General features: G+C 64.7%; 10 protein-coding genes. 2 read left to right on the top strand and 8 right to left on the bottom strand.

Features of this window, described 5'->3' with window-relative positions; genetic code table 11:
* Positions 1-175 precede the first annotated feature (175 nt).
* Together pepN and LB529_RS18285 are read left to right on the top strand one after the other, a co-directional pair.
* Complete coding sequence (gene pepN, locus LB529_RS18290; protein ID WP_224711881.1) at positions 176-2,821, top strand: aminopeptidase N; 2,646 nt, start codon at positions 176-178, stop codon at positions 2,819-2,821.
* Positions 2,822-3,123: 302 nt separating this feature from the next.
* A complete protein-coding gene (locus LB529_RS18285) occupies positions 3,124-5,445 on the top strand; it encodes a PAS domain-containing sensor histidine kinase (RefSeq protein ID WP_224711880.1) in 2,322 nt (773 codons plus the stop codon).
* Positions 5,446-5,660: 215 nt separating this feature from the next.
* On the opposite strand, the gene LB529_RS18280 is transcribed toward LB529_RS18285, so the two are convergent.
* The 8 genes from LB529_RS18280 to ccmE all read right to left on the bottom strand — a co-directional run bounded on the left by LB529_RS18280 (position 5,661) and on the right by ccmE (position 16,405).
* The gene (locus tag LB529_RS18280; RefSeq protein ID WP_224711879.1) at positions 5,661-5,903 is read right to left on the bottom strand and encodes a hypothetical protein; all 243 of its coding nucleotides are present in this window, start codon (positions 5,901-5,903) and stop codon (positions 5,661-5,663) included.
* Between the two features lie 242 nt (positions 5,904-6,145).
* The gene (locus tag LB529_RS18275; RefSeq protein ID WP_224711878.1) at positions 6,146-9,121 is read right to left on the bottom strand and encodes a bifunctional [glutamine synthetase] adenylyltransferase/[glutamine synthetase]-adenylyl-L-tyrosine phosphorylase; all 2,976 of its coding nucleotides are present in this window, start codon (positions 9,119-9,121) and stop codon (positions 6,146-6,148) included.
* 12 nt (positions 9,122-9,133) lie between these two features.
* A complete protein-coding gene (locus LB529_RS18270; protein ID WP_224711877.1) occupies positions 9,134-10,612 on the bottom strand; it encodes a sensor histidine kinase in 1,479 nt (492 codons plus the stop codon).
* 8 nt (positions 10,613-10,620) lie between these two features.
* Positions 10,621-11,295: a response regulator transcription factor gene (locus LB529_RS18265; RefSeq protein WP_140848027.1), complete on the bottom strand. Its 675-nt coding sequence runs from the start codon at positions 11,293-11,295 to the stop codon at positions 10,621-10,623.
* A gap of 199 nt (positions 11,296-11,494) precedes the next feature.
* Positions 11,495-13,045 carry a Do family serine endopeptidase gene (locus LB529_RS18260; RefSeq protein ID WP_095766893.1) on the bottom strand — a complete coding sequence of 517 codons (1,551 nt, stop codon included), beginning with the start codon at positions 13,043-13,045 and terminating at the stop codon, positions 11,495-11,497.
* A 408-nt stretch (positions 13,046-13,453) separates the two neighbouring features.
* Positions 13,454-13,918 (bottom strand): cytochrome c-type biogenesis protein, encoded by a 465-nt coding sequence (locus LB529_RS18255; RefSeq protein ID WP_224711876.1) that lies wholly within the window; start codon positions 13,916-13,918, stop codon positions 13,454-13,456.
* Complete coding sequence (locus LB529_RS18250; protein ID WP_224711875.1) at positions 13,915-15,900, bottom strand: heme lyase CcmF/NrfE family subunit; 1,986 nt, start codon at positions 15,898-15,900, stop codon at positions 13,915-13,917. Before LB529_RS18250 ends, LB529_RS18255 begins: the two co-directional genes overlap by 4 nt.
* 64 nt (positions 15,901-15,964) lie before the next feature.
* Positions 15,965-16,405 (bottom strand): cytochrome c maturation protein CcmE, encoded by a 441-nt coding sequence (ccmE, locus tag LB529_RS18245; RefSeq protein WP_140845772.1) that lies wholly within the window; start codon positions 16,403-16,405, stop codon positions 15,965-15,967.
* Position 16,406 lies beyond the last annotated feature (1 nt).

The raw sequence follows: 16,406 nt of genomic DNA, 5'->3' as shown, positions 1-16,406 counted from the left end.
GAAATAGGCCAAGAGCAATTCCAGGAAAAGTGTGTAACGGTTTTCCGTCCGGAATTGCGAAACACAACCTATGCCGCAGTTTTGTCGAGTGGCCGTTTCGTGTAAAGAGCGCGCAGCCTCAAAATTCTTGGACCAGCCAGGCCGGCTGGCCGCCTCGACAGGAAAAGCTCAAGGAATGCGCACCGATACCGGCCATGTCTTCAGGCTCGAAGACTATCGCCCCAGCGACTATCTCATCCCCGCAACCAGCCTGGACTTCCGCCTGTCGCCGGACGCGACCCATGTGACCGCGCTGCTCACCATCGAGCGACGCGAGGGCGTCACCGCCTCGGCGCCGCTGGTGCTTGACGGCGACGGGCTGACGCTGCTCGGCGTCGCCATCGATGGGCACGCGCTCGCAGCCGGCGACTATGAGGCGACGCCGGACCGGCTGACGATTCTGAAGCCGCCGGCGGCGCAACGTTTCGAGCTCCGCCTGGAGACGGAGATCGCACCTTCGCGCAACGAGGCGCTTATGGGCTTGTACCGCTCCAGCAACGTCTATTGCACGCAATGCGAGGCCGAAGGCTTTCGCCGCATCACCTATTTTCTCGACCGTCCCGATATCCTGTCGGTCTACACTGTGCGCATCGAAGCGCCGCACAACGAGGCGCCGCTTTTGCTTTCAAACGGCAATCCCGTCGAACGCGGCGCGCTCGCCGACGGACGCCATTATGCGGTCTGGCACGACCCCTTCCCCAAACCCTCCTACCTTTTTGCACTGGTGGCGGGCGCGCTTGGCAAGGTGGCTGGCAGCTTCACCACCATGTCCGGCCGCGAGGTCGAGCTCGGCATCTATGTCGAACCCGGCAAGGAACGGCTTGCCGGCTACGCGATGGACGCGCTGAAACGCTCGATGAAATGGGACGAGGAAGCCTTCGGCCGCGAATACGACCTCGACGTCTTCAATATCGTCGCCGTATCCGACTTCAACATGGGCGCCATGGAGAACAAGGGCCTCAACGTCTTCAACGACAAATATGTGCTGGCCGACGAGGAGACTGCGACTGATGCCGACTTCGCCAATATCGAGGCGATCATCGCGCATGAGTATTTCCACAATTGGACCGGCAACAGAATCACTTGCCGCGACTGGTTCCAGCTCTGCCTGAAGGAAGGGCTGACGGTCTACCGCGACCACGAGTTCTCCGCCGACCAACGCTCGCGGGCGGTGAAGCGCATCGCCGAGGTGCGCACGCTGCGCGCGCACCAGTTCCCGGAAGACCAGGGGCCGCTGGCGCATCCGGTCAGGCCGCGCCGCTACCGCGAGATCAACAACTTCTACACGGCGACCGTCTACGAGAAGGGCTCGGAAGTGGTGCGCATGATCCGCACCATCCTCGGCGCAGAGACCTTCCGTGCCGGCATGGACCTCTATTTCGAGCGGCATGACGGCGAGGCGGCGACCATCGAGGATTTCCTCAAAGTGTTCGAGGACGTCTCCGGCAGAGACCTTGCGCAATTCGCGCTCTGGTACCACCAGGCCGGCACCCCGAACCTGACGGTGAGTTCCACGCACAATGCGGCGGCGAAGGAGTTCACCCTGGAGATCGAGCAGTCGGTGCCGCCGACGCCGTCGGAAAGCCGCAAGCGGCTGATGCATATCCCCTTGGCCTTCGGCCTGGTCGGCGCCAACGGCAAGCCCGTCACCTGGACGGCCGTCGAGGGCGCAACGGTGGACGATGGTGTCATCCATATCCGCAAGCGCCGGCACACGGTGCGCTTCTCGGGTATTTCGCAACGGCCTTCGGTGTCGCTCAACCGCGGCTTCTCGGCGCCGATCACGCTTTCCGTGCAGCAGAAGGCCGACGACCAGTTCTTCCTCGCGGCGTATGACAGTGATGCCTTCGCGCGCTGGCAGGCGTTCAACACGCTGCTGACCGACGCGCTGATCGTCGCCTTCCGCCAGATCCTCGGCGGCAGGGAGCCGGCCTTCGCGGCACGGCTCGCCGAGCTTGCCGGCAGGATCGCTGGCGACGAGGCGCTGGAGCCGGCCTACCGGGCACTGGCGCTGTCGCTGCCCGGCGAAGCCGACATCGCCCGCGACATCGGCAAGGGCATCGATCCAGACGCCATCTTCGCCGCGCGCGAAGCGCTGGCGCGGGCGATCGCCGAGGCAAACCGCGAGACCTTCGCGACGCTCCATGACCGGCTTGCCGACAACGGGCCTTTCAGTCCGGACGCGGCGAGCGCCGGACGCCGGGCCCTGCGCAACACCCTGCTCGACTATCTTTCGCTGCTGCCGGGCGGCGCGGGCCTCGCCGCGCGACACTTCACCGCCGCCACCAATATGACCGACCGCGCCGCGGCGCTCGCCGTGCTGGCGCATCGCCATTCAGGCACGGCCGAGGCCGAAGAAGCGCTGGCCGCTTTCGAGGTCCGCTATCGCGGCGACGCGCTGGTGCTCGACAAATGGTTCCAGATCCAGGCTGGCGTGCCCGGAGCAAGGACCGTCGAGAAAGTGCGCGAGCTCACGCAGCATCCGGCTTTCTCGATCGCCAACCCGAACCGGGTGCGTTCTCTGATCGGCACCTTCTCCAGCGCCAACCAGACCGGCTTCCACCGCCCCGACGGCGAAGGTTACCGTTTCTTCGCCGAGACGGTGCTGGAAGTGGAGAAGCGCAACCCGCAAGTGGCGGCGCGGCTGGCCACGGCGCTACGCTCCTGGCGCTCGCTCGAGCCTGGACGTCAGGCCAAGGCCAGGCAGGCGCTGCTCGACATCGCGAAGGTCGAGAACCTGTCGGCGGATCTGCGCGATATCGTCGAGCGGACGCTGGCGTAGCGCCTTTTGCCTTCTCCCCTTGTTGTGGGGGAAGGTGTCGCCGAACGCGACGGATGAGGGGGGCTCCAGGGAACACCTACGCCTCGCTCCGCTGGAATACCCCTCATCCGTCTCGGCGCTATCGCGCCGATCCACCTTCTCCCGCAGGGGGAGAAGGGAAAAGGACGAATTTCAATCAACTTTTAATCTTTTTCGCCCGCGCCTCTGGACAAGGCGAATCGGCTTTGATTCTTTAATGGCGATTCGGGGCGTGCGGCGTAGCCGGATCATCCAAGTATGCGGCAAATCGGGGAGTGCCATTTATGGCCAAGGCGGACGCGTGGGGCGCGCCCGGAGGGAAGGCTTTTGCGCGTCGCAAGGCAAGGAGCGACGGACTTGCCGGCAATGCGCGCCTGATCGCCGAACCCACCTATCAGCGGCTCCTGGCCGCCGAGCCGCTGCTGCGCCGGTCGATCCCGGCGCTGATCGTCGTTTTCCTCATCGTCATCGCGGCATTGCGCTTCCTGTCGCTGATGAACGAGCATGACGAGATCGAGCGCGACGCCAAGGCAGTGCTGGCGCTCGCCGCCGGCCAGATGGCGCAGGCGATCACCGCGGACCCCAGCGCGGCCGGCGTCAATGCCACAAGCCTGCTGGAGAACATCAGCCGCCAGGGCGCCATGAGCCGCGCCCATGTGCTCGCCGTCACCGACGCCAACTTCAAGGTCGTCGCCGTTTCGCCGTTGTCGACGGGCTGGCAGGGCCGCACGCTGGACAGCTTGGTCCTGGGCGGCCAGCCGCTGTTCATGTTCGGCGACCGCGCCGGCGTGATGGACGTCGGAATCGCAGGACAGGACTGGTTTGCCGCCGTCAGCCTCAGCGGCGACCGCAAACACGCGGCCGCAGTGCTGGTGCCGCAGGAAGCGGTGTTCGACAGCTGGCGCAAGTCTATGTCGCTCAACGTCACGCTGTTCGTGCTGACGGCGGGCGTGCTGATCGTCATCCTCTACGCCTATTTCGGCCAGGCGGCGCGCGCCCAGGCGGCGGACCGCATTTATCTCGAAGCGCATCAGCGCATCGACATGGCGCTGGTGCGCGGCCGCTGTGGGTTGTGGGACTGGGATATGGTGCGCGGCAAGATGTACTGGTCGCGCTCGATGTACGACATGCTGGGCTATGAGCCCTGCGACACGATGCTCTCCTTCGGCGAGGTCGACGAGATCGTCCACCCGGAAGACGGCGACCTGTTCGAGCTCGCCAACCGCATCGTCGAACGCGAGATCGACCATATCGACCAGGTCTTTCGCATGCGCCACGCCGACGGACAATGGGTATGGATGCGAGCCCGCGCCCAGGTGATCGACCCGGAGGCGCCGGAGATCCAGCTGATCGGCATCGCCGTCGACGTCACCGAGCAGCGGCACCTGGCACTGCGTTCGGAAGCGGCCGACATGCGGCTCAGGACAGCGATCGAGAACATCAACGAATCCTTCGTGCTGTGGGATGCCGCCGAACGGCTGATCATGTGCAATTCGAAGTTCCAGAAGGACAACGGGCTGTCTGATCGCGACGTGATGCCAGGCGCGACCCGCGATATGCTGGAGCAGCGCATGCTGGCCTTCGCCTCGGAGCGCAGGTTAGCCAATGCCAACGGGCCGCATGGCGGCATCACACTCGAGCGCCAGCTTGCCGACGGCCGCTGGCTGCAGGTCAACGAGCTCAGGACCCGCGACGGCGGCGTCGTCTCGGTCGGCTCCGACATCACCCAGATAAAGCTGCATCAGGAAAAGCTGGTCGACAGCGAGCGCCGGCTGATGGCGACGATCCACGATCTCAGCCTCGCGCGGCGCGCCGAGGAGGAACGCGCCAGCGAACTGGTCGAGCTCAACCGCAAATACATGAAGGAAACCGAGCGCGCCGAGGCGGCCAGTCGCGCCAAGTCGGAATTCCTCGCCAACATGTCGCATGAATTGCGCACGCCGCTCAACGCCATCATCGGCTTCTCCGAATTGATGCAGCAGGGCCTGTTCGGACCGCTCGGCTCGGAGCGCTATGAGGAATACGCGACCGACATCAACGGCAGCGGCAAATACCTGCTCGGCGTCATCAACGACATCCTCGATATGTCGAAGATCGAAGCGGGCCAGTTCTCGCTCGACCACGAGGAGATCGACCTCTGCCCGCTGATCAAGGAAACGGTGCGGGTGATCTCGCTGCAGGCAGCGGAGAAGTCGATCAATGTCGAGACGCGCATCGCCGATACGATGCGGCTCTATGCCGACCGCCGCGCGATCAAGCAGATCGCCATCAACCTGCTCTCCAACGCGGTGAAGTTCACCGGACAGGGCGGCAAGATCACGGTCAGGGCGCGCAACACGTCGGGCGCCCTGCTGCTCACCATCGAGGACAATGGCTGCGGCATTCCCAAGCAGGCGCTGAGCAAGCTCGGCCGGCCGTTCGAGCAGGTGCAGAACCAGTTTTCCAAGAACCACACCGGCTCAGGCCTCGGGCTCGCCATCTCGCGCTCGCTGGCCGAATTGCAGGGCGGCGCGCTGAAGATCCGTTCGACCGAGGGTGTCGGCACTATCGTGTCCGTACGCATTCCGCTGAAGAAGGCGCCGTCCGCGGTGAAGGCGGCGGCTTAGAGCGTTTCACCGTTTCATGGAAACGGCGAACCGCTCTAGCTCTTTGTTTTTACGAAACCGCACACACTTTTCCTGGAATTGCTCTAGTTCGGAATGCGGAATTTCCAAAGGCTCCGGCGGACAGCGCCCCTCCGTCCTGCTGGACATCTCACTTCCGGCTTACCCCGGGGCCGGTCAGGGCGGCAGTCAGTCAAACCCAACGGACTGTCGGGTCGCTAAACTGGACCGGTAAGGTTTAAATCATTTGCTGCTGCAGATGCCGGACTTGCATCGGCGCCTTTCGACGCCCGTCTATAGATCAAGCTGATGACCAGACCGATATATCCGACCTGCAGAATGATCATGGCCAGGATTGCCCATCCAAGCACCGCCCAGACAGAACCAGTTTCGTTGTAAGCCCAGATCGCCACGACGAATGACGTCGTGAACATGCCTACCAAAAATTTCGGAAGATCCATAATTGCCCAGCGCCCCAATGCATGGCGATTTAGGCGGCTTTCAAATCAGCCGTTAAGAACCCGCCGCTCCATTTGCGAAGCGGCGGGGCCCCCCATCGTCGGGGTGATGGTTGACCCCGGCATTGCTGACAGTGCAATTGCGGTGCCAGACCTATTGACCCATTACGGGACACCTCTGCCACTGGCGCAAGACCGGATCGCCGATTAATATTAACTGTGGCTAATGTGCCACCTGGGGAATCTCATGGCAACGATGCGGTTGATGGCGACGCTCCCGCACGAAGCAGACGGTCGAAATCTCTCCTGACCTTCCGCGACATCTCCTTGAGATGTGCCTCCAGCACAGCGAAATCCGGCAGGTCGGTGACCGCCAGCAACAGATCCGAAAGCCCCGGCGGAACATCGTCGCGCTGGAATTCGCCGGTTAGGCAAAGCCTGATCATCTGGGTCAGCGCCAGATAGAGCCGATAGGCCTCGCCAAGCTCTTCACGCATATCGGCTGCGGCGAAGTCCGGAGAAAGCCGGGCCAGAATGTCGGCAGTCGCCGTGACCCGGCGGCCAGGCTCGATCGCGCCGGTAATGACCGCGACCTGCGCGATGAATTCCAGGTCGATGAGCCCGCCCGGGATCAGCTTGATGTCCCAGAGATCGCGCGGCGCCTTCTCCTTCTCGATCAGCGCACGCATGTCCGAGGCCTCGGCTTTGACCTTGGCCGCATCGCGCGGCTGCGCCAGCACCACCGCCACTTCCGTCTCGAGCTCGGCGCAGAGTTCGGCGTCGCCGCCGATGGCGCGGGCCCGTGCCAGCGCCAAGTGTTCCCAGGTCCAGGCGTCCTGGCGCTGATATTTCTTGAACGCGTCGATATGCGTGGCGACCGGCCCCTTGTTGCCTGATGGACGCAGGCGCAGATCCAGCTCGTAGAGCACGCCTTCAGCCGTCGGCGCCGAGACGGCCGCGATCAGGCGCTGCGTCATGCGGGTATAGTAATGCGAAGGCGCCAGCGGCTTCTCGCCGTCGGAGTCCTCGGCGTCGGTGTCGTGGTCATAGAGCAGGATGAGATCGACATCCGAACCCGCCGTGAGCTCGCGGCTGCCCAGCTTGCCCATGCCGAGCAGCGCCACCTTGCCGCCCGCGATGCTGCCGTGGCGCAGCGCGAATTCGGCGATCACGGCGTCGAGCGCCGCTTCGATGGTGAGATCGGCGAGATCCGAGAAGGCGCGCCCCGCCCGCGCCGGATCGATAGAGCCGGCAAGCAGGCGAACGCCGATCAGGAATTTCTGCTCGGAAGCGAAGATGCGCAGCCGGTCGAGCACATCCTCATAGGCGCGGTCGCCTTCGATAAAGGCGGCAAGCCGGGCCGAGAGATAGGCGCGATCCGGCAGTTCGGTGAGCAATGCCGGATCGAGCAGTCCGTCGAAGACATGCGGACGACGCGTGATGATCGCCGCCAGCCGAGGCGCGGCGCCCATGATGGTCGCCATCAGCTTGAGCAGCGCCGGGTTCGACTGCAGCAGCGAGAAAAGCTGGATACCGGCGGGCAGGCCGGCGAGGAACTCGTCGAAGCGCATCAGCGCCTCGTCGGCGCGCCGCGTCTGGCCGAAGGCTTTGAGCAGCGCCGGCGTCAATTCGGTCAGCCGCTCGCGCGCCTCAGCCGACTGGGTGACGCGGTAGCGGCCGAAATGCCAGCCGCGGATGACACGGCAGATGTCACTCGGCCGCTGGAAGCCCAGGCGATCGAGCGTCTGCAGCGTGTCGGGATCGTCGACATCGCCGGTGAAGACCAGATTGCCGACGCCGGCCGAAAGCTCGGGTGCGGTTTCGAACAACGCCGCATAATGGCGCTCCACCTGCTGCAGCGAGGCGCGGAAGGCCTGGGTGAAATCCGCCTCGCCGGCAAAACCCAGCATCAGCGCGATGCGCTTCAGCTCCTCGTCTTCTTCCGGCAGGATATGCGTCTGCTCGTCCGCCACCATCTGGATGGCATGCTCGACGCGGCGCAGGAACCAGTATTGTCGCGTGAGCGCGTCGCGTGCGTCGGCGGTGATCCAGCCGCGCGCGGCGAGCGCTGCGAGCATCGGCACGGTTTCGCGGCCGCGCAGCTCCGGGAAGCGGCCGCCGGCGATGAGTTGCTGGGTCTGAACGAAGAACTCGATCTCGCGGATGCCGCCGCGGCCGAGCTTGACGTTATGGCCCTTGACCGCGATCTCGCCATGGCCCTTGTGGGCATGGATCTGGCGCTTGATCGAATGGACGTCGGCGATCGCCGCATAGTCCATGTATTTGCGCCAGACATAGGGCTGCAATTCCTTGAGGAAGGCCGCGCCCGCGGCAAGGTCGCCGGCAACCGGCCGCGCCTTGATCATGGCCGCCCGCTCCCAGTTCTGGCCGCGCGCCTCGTAATAGCGAAGTGCGGCCTCGACGGGGATCGCCAGCGGCGTCGAGCCGGGATCAGGGCGGAGCCTCAGATCGGTGCGAAACACATAGCCGTGCTCGGTGCGGTCCTGCAGGATGCGCACGAGCCGGCGGGTGAGGCGTGAGAACAGCTCGGTGGCGCCGAGCGGATCGATGACGGCCGGCGCCTCCGGATCGAAGAAGACGACGAGATCGATGTCGGAGGAAAAATTCAGCTCATGCGCGCCGAGCTTGCCCATGCCGAGCAGGATCCAGCCCGAATCCTTCGCCGGTTCGGCCCGATCCGGCAGCTTGAGCTTGCCTTGCCGTTGCGCGTCGAGCAGCAGGAAATCGACAGCGGCTTTTGTGCAGGCATCTGCGAGATCGCTGAGACGGCGCACCGTCACCGCGGTCTCTGCCTCGCCCGAAAGGTCGGCCAGCGCGATCAGGAAATGCGCTTCGGTCTTCCATTGTCGCAACGCCATCATCAGGCTCGATTCCGAGGCGTCATCCACCCTGGCCGCGCCGCCTATCGCTTCGCCGACGGCGCCGAGCCGCGCTTCGATCGTCCGGTCGAACAGCGTGTCGAGAACGGATGGCCGGCGGCGCGCGACATCGCGCAGGAAGGGCGAGAGGTCGAAGACGGCCGCCAGCAGCTCCTGCAGTGGCCCCTCGCCCGCCAGGAACGCGGCGAGGCGCGAAAGCCCCTCCTCCTCGGCAGCATCGGCGATTTCCGACAATTTACGCCGGGCATGCTCCGCATCAAGGGGGCGGAGCGCCAGCGTCGTGCTAAGCTGGAACTCGGATTCGATTTTCTTCTTCGCCATTTGTCCGCGCTGTCAATGCGTCTCCCGGAACGGGAAACTCATGACCACGGACAATCCGGGATTGGCGGGTAAAAGATCAAGCCTGCCGTTGTGGAAAGTCATGATTGCCTTGGCGAGGCTGAGGCCGAGGCCCGAGCCCGGTTGCGAGCGGCTCTTTTCCAGGCGCACGAAGCGCTCGGTGGCGCGGGCGCGATCGGCGTCGTCTGGAATGCCGTGGCCATTGTCGGTGACGGCAAGCTTGATCTCGTTGCCGGCGCGCTCCAGCACCACCCGTACTTTCGGCGCCTCGGCAGCGTCGGTCGAGTATTTGATGGCGTTGTCGACGATGTTGGACAACGCCTGGCCGATCAGCTCGCGATTGCCGTTGATGGTGAAGGCCTCGGACACGGTCGTTTCCAGGGCAACCCCCGCCTCCTCCGCCACCGGCTCGTAAAGCTCGACGACATCGCTCACCGTGGCAGCGAGATCGACGGGACCGGTCTGTTCCGAGGAGTAGCCGGCCTCCAGGCGCGAGATCATCAGGATGGCGTTGAACGTCTTGATGAGCTGGTCGGACTCCGCGATCGTGCCTTCAAGCGCCTGGCGGTACTCCTCCGTCTTGTGCCTGCCGGCGAGCGTCGCCTCGGCGCGGTTGCGCAGCCTGGTCAGCGGCGTCTTCAGATCATGGGCGATGTTGTCGGAGACCTGCTTCAGCCCCTCGTTCAACATGGCGATCCTGGCCAGCATCGAATTGAGGTTTTCGGACAGGCGGTCGAATTCGTCGCCGGCGCCGGTGACCGGCAGCCGTCCGGACAAATCGCCGCCCATGATGCGGCGGCTGGCGTCCGAGACGCTGTCGATGCGCTTTAGCGCGGCGCGCCCGACGAAGAACCAGATCAGGATGCCGCCCAAACCCATCATGCCAAGCGCCAGGGTCAACGCGCGGCTGATGACGGCGCGGAAGCGCTCGGGCTCGCCGAGGTCGCGGCCGACCAGCATGATCATCTGGTTAGGCAGCCTCAGCACCAGCGCGATGGCGTTGTGACCCTTCTCACCTGTCGATTGTGGAGTGTTGCCCTCGTTGGCCGGAGGCGTGGCCTGGTCCGAACCGCCGCTGCGCAGCCGATCGAGCTCGCCCTCGCCGAAGCGCTGGTAGGAAAACGGGTCCGTCGTCCAGCCCTCGGTCTCGATGACCCCGGGCTCCAGGCTCTGCACATTGCCGGTCAAGATCTGCCCGTTGGCGTCGGCGATCAGATAGAGATTGGCGCCGGGCTGGCGCGAGCGGGCCTCGACGACGCGCACCAGTACCGGCAGGCCGCCGCGCTGATAGGCGCGGGCCAGGCCCAGCACCTCGTCGTTGATGGTCTCCTGCGTCTGCGCGGTCAGCATGCGCGCCGACAGCGACGTCATGTAGAGGACGAGCAGCACCGCGCAGAGCGCGAAAAGCAGAAGATAAAGCGCCGAAAGCCGGGCCGCCGTCGTCTTCATGATGGCCGGCAGGGACAATGCCATAACGGGTTCTAGCCGCCTTTCAGCATGTAGCCGGCGCCGCGGATCGTGTGCAGGATCGGCTTGTCGAAGCCTTTTTCGATCTTGCCGCGTAGGCGCGAGACGTGGACATCGATGACGTTGGTCTGCGGATCGAAATGATAGTCCCAGACATTTTCCAGAAGCATGGTGCGCGTCACCACCTGGCCGGCATGGCGCATCAGATATTCGAGCAGGCGGAACTCGCGCGGCTGCAGCGTGATCTCGCGGCCGGCGCGCTTGACCGAATGCGACAGCCGGTCGAGCTCGAGATCGCCGACGCGGTAGACCGTCTCGGCCTCGCGCGCGCTGGCGCGGCGGTTCAGCACCTCGACGCGGGCGAGCAATTCGGAAAAGGCGTAGGGTTTGGTGAGGTAATCGTCGCCACCGGCGCGTAAACCCGTGACCCGGTCATCGACCTCGCCCAGCGCCGAAAGGATCAGCACCGGCGTGGTGTTGCCGCGCGAGCGAAGCGCGGCGATCACCGACAGGCCGTCACGGCGCGGCATCAGGCGGTCGACCACCATCACGTCATAGTCGCCGGCATCGGCGAGCGCGAAGCCGGTCTCGCCGTCGCCGGCGACATGGGCGGTGTGGCCCGCCTCGGCGAAGGCTTTCTGCAAGTAGTCCGCCGCCTCGCGATCGTCTTCCATGACGAGAATCTTCATGGAGCCGTTATACGCGATTTCATTGGAAGGTTGAGGGGCAGTCATATCGTCTTGCCTTCAAGTTAAAACGGCAGCGGGTGATGGGAAACCCGCTGCCGTCAGGAGCGAAACACGGTGACTGACTTACGTGCACGGCCCCATGTTTCCCCACGGCGGCTCGGGGGTGTTGATACCGCCATGGGGAAGCTGAAAGTCGATGTCAGCCCTTGCCGACCGGCAGCGCCACGAAGCGATTCGAGTCGTCGCGGGTGATCTGCATCAGCACGGCCTTGCGGCCGGCCTTGGCGGCATCCGTCATCGCCTTGGACACGTCGTCGGTGGTGTTCACGTCGTTCGAATTGATCGAGGTGATGACATCGCCGGGCTGGATGCCGCGGTCGGCCGCATCGCTGTCGGGATCGACGTCGGTGACCACGAGGCCCTTGCCTTTTTCCGCCTTGGTGACGGTCAAGCCGAGATCGGCAAGCGTGTCGGCCTTGGCCGCCGGCGCCGACTGCTTGTTGCTGTCGTCGTTCGAGGCCTGCTTGTCGCTTGCCGGCAGCGTGCCGAGATCGACTTTGACCGTCTCGTCCTTGCCGTTGCGCCAGACGGTGACATCGACCGGTTTGCCCGGCGCGAATGCACCGATCATCCGGGCGAGCTCCTTCGGCGAGGCGACATCCTTGCCGTCGACCTTGGTGATCACGTCGCCCGCGACGATACCCGCCTTCTTGCCCGGCCCGCCATCCTGGGCGCTCGAGACCAGCGCGCCCTTGTCCGACTTCAGGCCGAGCGACTCGGCGATATCGGAGGTGACCGGCTGGATCTCGACGCCGAGCCAGCCGCGCTGGACCGAGCCGCTCTTCATCAGGTCCTGGACCACCTGCTTGGCGGTCGAGGCCGGGATGTCAAAGGCAATGCCGACGCTGCCGCCCGACGGCGAGAAGATGGCGGTGTTGATGCCGATCACCTGGCCGTTGAGGTTGAAGGTCGGACCGCCCGAATTGCCGCGGTTGACCGAAGCGTCGATCTGGATGAAGTCGTCATAAGGGCCGGCGCCGATGTCGCGGCCGCGGGCCGAGACGATGCCCGCGGTGACAGTGCCGCCCAGGCCGAACGGATTGCCGACGGCGACCACCCAGTCGCCGATGCGGACCTTGGAATCGTCGGCGAAGTCGACATAAGTGAACTTGTTGCCGCCGCCATCGACCTTGAGCACGGCGAGATCGGTGCGCGGATCGGTGCCGATCAGCTTGGCGTCGAGCTCCTTGCCATCATTGGTGACGACGCTGAAATCCGAGCCTTCCGAGACGACGTGGTTGTTGGTGACGAGATAGCCATCCTCGGAGATGAAGAAGCCCGAGCCCTGAGCGATCGGACGCGGCTGGCCATTGCCATGGTCGCGGTGGTCGAAGCGGCGCATGCCGAACTGGCCACCCTGGTCACCGAAGCCACGGAATTCCTTGAAGAAGCGGCGCAGCTGCGGATTGTCCGGCAGGTTGTCGAAACCGTCCTGGTCGTCGGAACCATCGTCGGCCGTCGGCTGGATCTTGGCCTTGACCTTGACGCTGACGACCGCCGGCGAGACATGCTCAACGACATCGGCGAAGCTCGGCACCTGCGGGGCTTCGACGCGCACGGCATCGGCCAGCACGGGGGCGGTGCCGGTGGCAAGCGCGCCCGCGCCGACCGCACCGATAACGGCCAGGGACGCTGCAGCCGCCATCAGGCGCTTTCGGGTGGAGGCAAATGAATTGGGGGCATTATTCATGGGGTTTCCTATCCTCTGTCGACGTGGATGCGCTCAGGCGAAGCATCCTCGGGCAAGAGGATTAGAGAGCCGCACATTACGGCGCCATTTCCGGTACATGAAAGTTTTGTAATGTTGGGGGATTGGCGACGATGACCACAGGCATGCCGCGCTTGGAAGGCTTGCGGAAGCACCCGAGACTTCGTCATTCCAGGGCGAAGCAGGAGCGAAGCTCCGTCGCGGAGACCCTGGAATCCATGCCGTTACCTCGCGCGAGGGTTGCAGCAGAGCAGAAATTCTGTACGGCCGCGACGCTTCGAAGTCACGGAATGGATCCTCGGGTCTGCGCGCGTCGCTTCGCTCCTTGCTTCGCCCGTGGATGACGACGACACAGGAGTCTCGGCCAATCTCCGAGGTCCGCAATTCATGTTAGTCGCTTAGCATCTTATCCAGCGCCGCCTGTTCCTCGACGTTCAGGGTGCTGTCCGGCACAGTTCGGCGCGAGCGGGCGCTGAGCACGATGAACAGGCCGCCGGCCAGAAGCAGAAACACCGGCGTGCCCCACAAAAGCGCGTTGCGCAGGCTGAAGCGCGGCTTCAAGAGCACGAACTCGCCATAGCGCGAGACGATATAGTCCATCACCTGCTGGTCGGTGTCGCCGGCGACGAGGCGCTGGCGCACGAGGATGCGCAGGTCGCGGGCAAGATCGGCGTCGGATTCGTCGATCGACTGGTTCTGGCAGACCATGCAGCGCAGGCCTTCGGACAGCGCCCGCGCCCTCACCTCCAATGCGGGATCCTGCAGCACCTCGTCAGGCTTCACCGCCTGAGCTGCGCCGGCGAAGAACAGCGCCAGCAGCAGGACCAGCGAGGCGAGCGAAAATCTTGCCTTCATGGCGAGGCCGCTGCCGCTATCGCAGGCTTGCGCCGCTTTGCCGGCGCGCCGATGCGCAGGCGACGGTCGAGCAGCGACATGGCCGCGCCCGCCATCATCACCAGCCCGCCGCCCCAGATCAGCGTGACCAGCGGCTTCCACCAGAGGCGCACGACGACGGAGCCGTCATTGTTCTCGTCGCCGAGCGACAGATAAAGCTGGCTCAAGCCGATCGTCCTGATGCCGGACTCCGTCGTCACCGTCTGGCGCACCGGATAGAAGCGTTTTGCGGAGGTAATCATGCCATCGGCGTTGCCGTCGGCGCCCATCAGCAGGAAGCGGCCGCGATCCTCGGTGAAGTTCGGACCTTTCCGTGGGGAGAGCCCTTCGAAGCGCAGCGTATGGCCGGAGAGTTCCACCGTCTCGCCGGGATGCATGCTGAGGATTTTCTCCGTGCCGAAGCAGAGCGTGCCGATGATGCCGAGCAACGTCAGCCCGAGGCCGAGATGGGCAAGCGCCGTGCCAAAGACGGAGCGCGGCAGGCCGGCGAAGCGCCGCAGCATGATTGCCGGCGGCACGGCGCCGAAACCGGATTTGACGGCAAGATCGGTCAACGCGCCGACGACCAGCCAGACGGCAAGACCGACGCCAAGCACTGCGAAGACCGAGGCGCCGTCGATGAACAGGCCGGTGACCAGCATCGCGGCGATCGCCAAAGCGAAGGCCGCCATCAGCCGCTGCGAGGCGGCGATGACGTCGCCACGCTTCCAGGCGAGCAAGGGGCCGAACGGCACGATCGCCAATAGCGGCAGCATCAGCGGTCCGAAGGTCAGGTCGAAGAACGGCGCGCCGACCGAGATCTTGCCGCCGGTCAACGCCTCCAGCGCCAGCGGGTAAAGCGTGCCGACCAACACCGTTGCCGTGGCGGTGGTGAGAAAGAGATTGTTCAGCACCAGCGCGCCCTCGCGCGAGATCGGATGGAACAGGCCGCCCGCCGTCAGCCGCGTGGCGCGCAGCGCAAACAGCGCCAGCGAGCCGCCGATGAACAAGGTCAGGATGCACAGGATGAAGACGCCGCGCGCCGGGTCGGTGGCAAAGGCGTGCACCGAGGTGAGCACGCCGGAACGCACCAGGAAAGTGCCGAGCAGCGACAGCGAGAAGGTCAGGATGGCCAAGAGCAGTGTCCAGATCTTCAGCGCCGAACGCTTTTCCATGACGATGGCCGAATGGAGCAGAGCGGTGCCGGCGAGCCAGGGCATGAAGGAAGCGTTCTCGACCGGGTCCCAGAACCAGAAGCCGCCCCAGCCGAGCTCGTAATAGGCCCAGTAGGAACCCATGGCGATGCCGCCGGTCAAAAACATCCAGGCGACCAGCGTCCAGGGCCGCACCCAGCGTGCCCAGGAGGCGTCGATGCGCCCCTCGATCAGCGCCGCGACCGAGAAGGAGAAGCAGATCGAGAAGCCGACATAACCGAGGTAAAGCATCGGCGGGTGGATGGCGAGGCCGAGGTCCTGCAGGATCGGATTGAGGTCGCGGCCCTCGATCGGCGCCGGGTTGAGGCGGATGAACGGATTGGACGTCGCCAGGATGAACAGGAAGAACGCGGCGCCGATCATGCCTTGCACGGCCAGCACATTGGCCTTGAGCGTTGACGGCAGATTGTTGCCGAAGACGGCGACGAGCGCGCCGAAGAAGGTCAAGATCAGCACCCAAAGCAGCATCGAGCCTTCATGGTTCCCCCAGGTGCCGGTGATCTTGTAGATCATCGGCTGCAGGGAGTGGGAGTTCTCCCAGACGCTCGCCACCGAGAAGTCCGAGCCGGCATAGGCGCTTGCAAGGGCGGCGAAAGACAGCGCGGTCAGCGCGAAACCGGTGACCGTGACCGGACCGCCGACCGCCATCAGCCGCTGGTTGCCGGTGCGGGCGCCGACCAGCGGCACCAGCATCTGCACCAGCGACAGCGCGAAGGCGAGCACAAGCGCGAAATGTCCGGTCTCGACCATGGTTACCTGTTCTCTCGCAGGTTCTGATCGCAAAACCGCATGGCACTTTTGCGCAACCTGCTCATCAGTTCGTGCTTTCCTGCCAAACACCCTTGGCCTTCAGGCCGTCGGCGACTTCCTTGGGCATGTAGCGCTCGTCGTGCTTGGCCAGCACGCTGTCGGCGACGAAGACGCCGTCCGGGCCGAAAGCGCCCTCGGTGATGACGCCCTGCTCCTCGCGGAACAGATCGGGCAAGATGCCGGTATAGGTGACCTTGACCGATTTCTGCTTGTCGGTGACCGAGAAGGCGACGGTGGCGCCTTGCCCGCGCATGATGGTGCCCTTCTCGACGAGACCGCCGAGCCGGATCCGCTGTCCGGGCGGCACGCTTGCCGTGGCGAGGTCGGCCGGCATGTAGAAATAGGAGGCCTTCTGTCCCAGCGCATAGAAGGTGAGCCCGGCAGCGGCGCCGAGGAAAGCCAGCCCTGCCAGGATCACCGACATCCGCTTCTGCTTGCGCGTCATT

Source organism: Mesorhizobium sp. CA5 (genome assembly GCF_020165105.1).
GTDB lineage: Bacteria > Pseudomonadota > Alphaproteobacteria > Rhizobiales > Rhizobiaceae > Mesorhizobium.
This window is presented reverse-complemented; position numbering and strand designations above follow the sequence as displayed.

Excerpts from the sequence above, each read along its gene's own strand:
- pepN (WP_224711881.1), top strand. The coding sequence starts at position 176 with ATGCGCACCGATACCGGCCATGTCTTCAGGCTCGAAGACTATCGCCCC.
- LB529_RS18285 (WP_224711880.1), top strand. The coding sequence starts at position 3,124 with ATGGCCAAGGCGGACGCGTGGGGCGCGCCCGGAGGGAAGGCTTTTGCG.
- LB529_RS18280 (WP_224711879.1), bottom strand. The coding sequence starts at position 5,903 with ATGGATCTTCCGAAATTTTTGGTAGGCATGTTCACGACGTCATTCGTC.
- LB529_RS18275 (WP_224711878.1), bottom strand. The coding sequence starts at position 9,121 with ATGGCGAAGAAGAAAATCGAATCCGAGTTCCAGCTTAGCACGACGCTG.
- LB529_RS18270 (WP_224711877.1), bottom strand. The coding sequence starts at position 10,612 with ATGGCATTGTCCCTGCCGGCCATCATGAAGACGACGGCGGCCCGGCTT.
- LB529_RS18265 (WP_140848027.1), bottom strand. The coding sequence starts at position 11,295 with ATGAAGATTCTCGTCATGGAAGACGATCGCGAGGCGGCGGACTACTTG.
- LB529_RS18260 (WP_095766893.1), bottom strand. The coding sequence starts at position 13,045 with ATGAATAATGCCCCCAATTCATTTGCCTCCACCCGAAAGCGCCTGATG.
- LB529_RS18255 (WP_224711876.1), bottom strand. The coding sequence starts at position 13,918 with ATGAAGGCAAGATTTTCGCTCGCCTCGCTGGTCCTGCTGCTGGCGCTG.
- LB529_RS18250 (WP_224711875.1), bottom strand. The coding sequence starts at position 15,900 with ATGGTCGAGACCGGACATTTCGCGCTTGTGCTCGCCTTCGCGCTGTCG.
- ccmE (WP_140845772.1), bottom strand. The coding sequence starts at position 16,405 with ATGACGCGCAAGCAGAAGCGGATGTCGGTGATCCTGGCAGGGCTGGCT.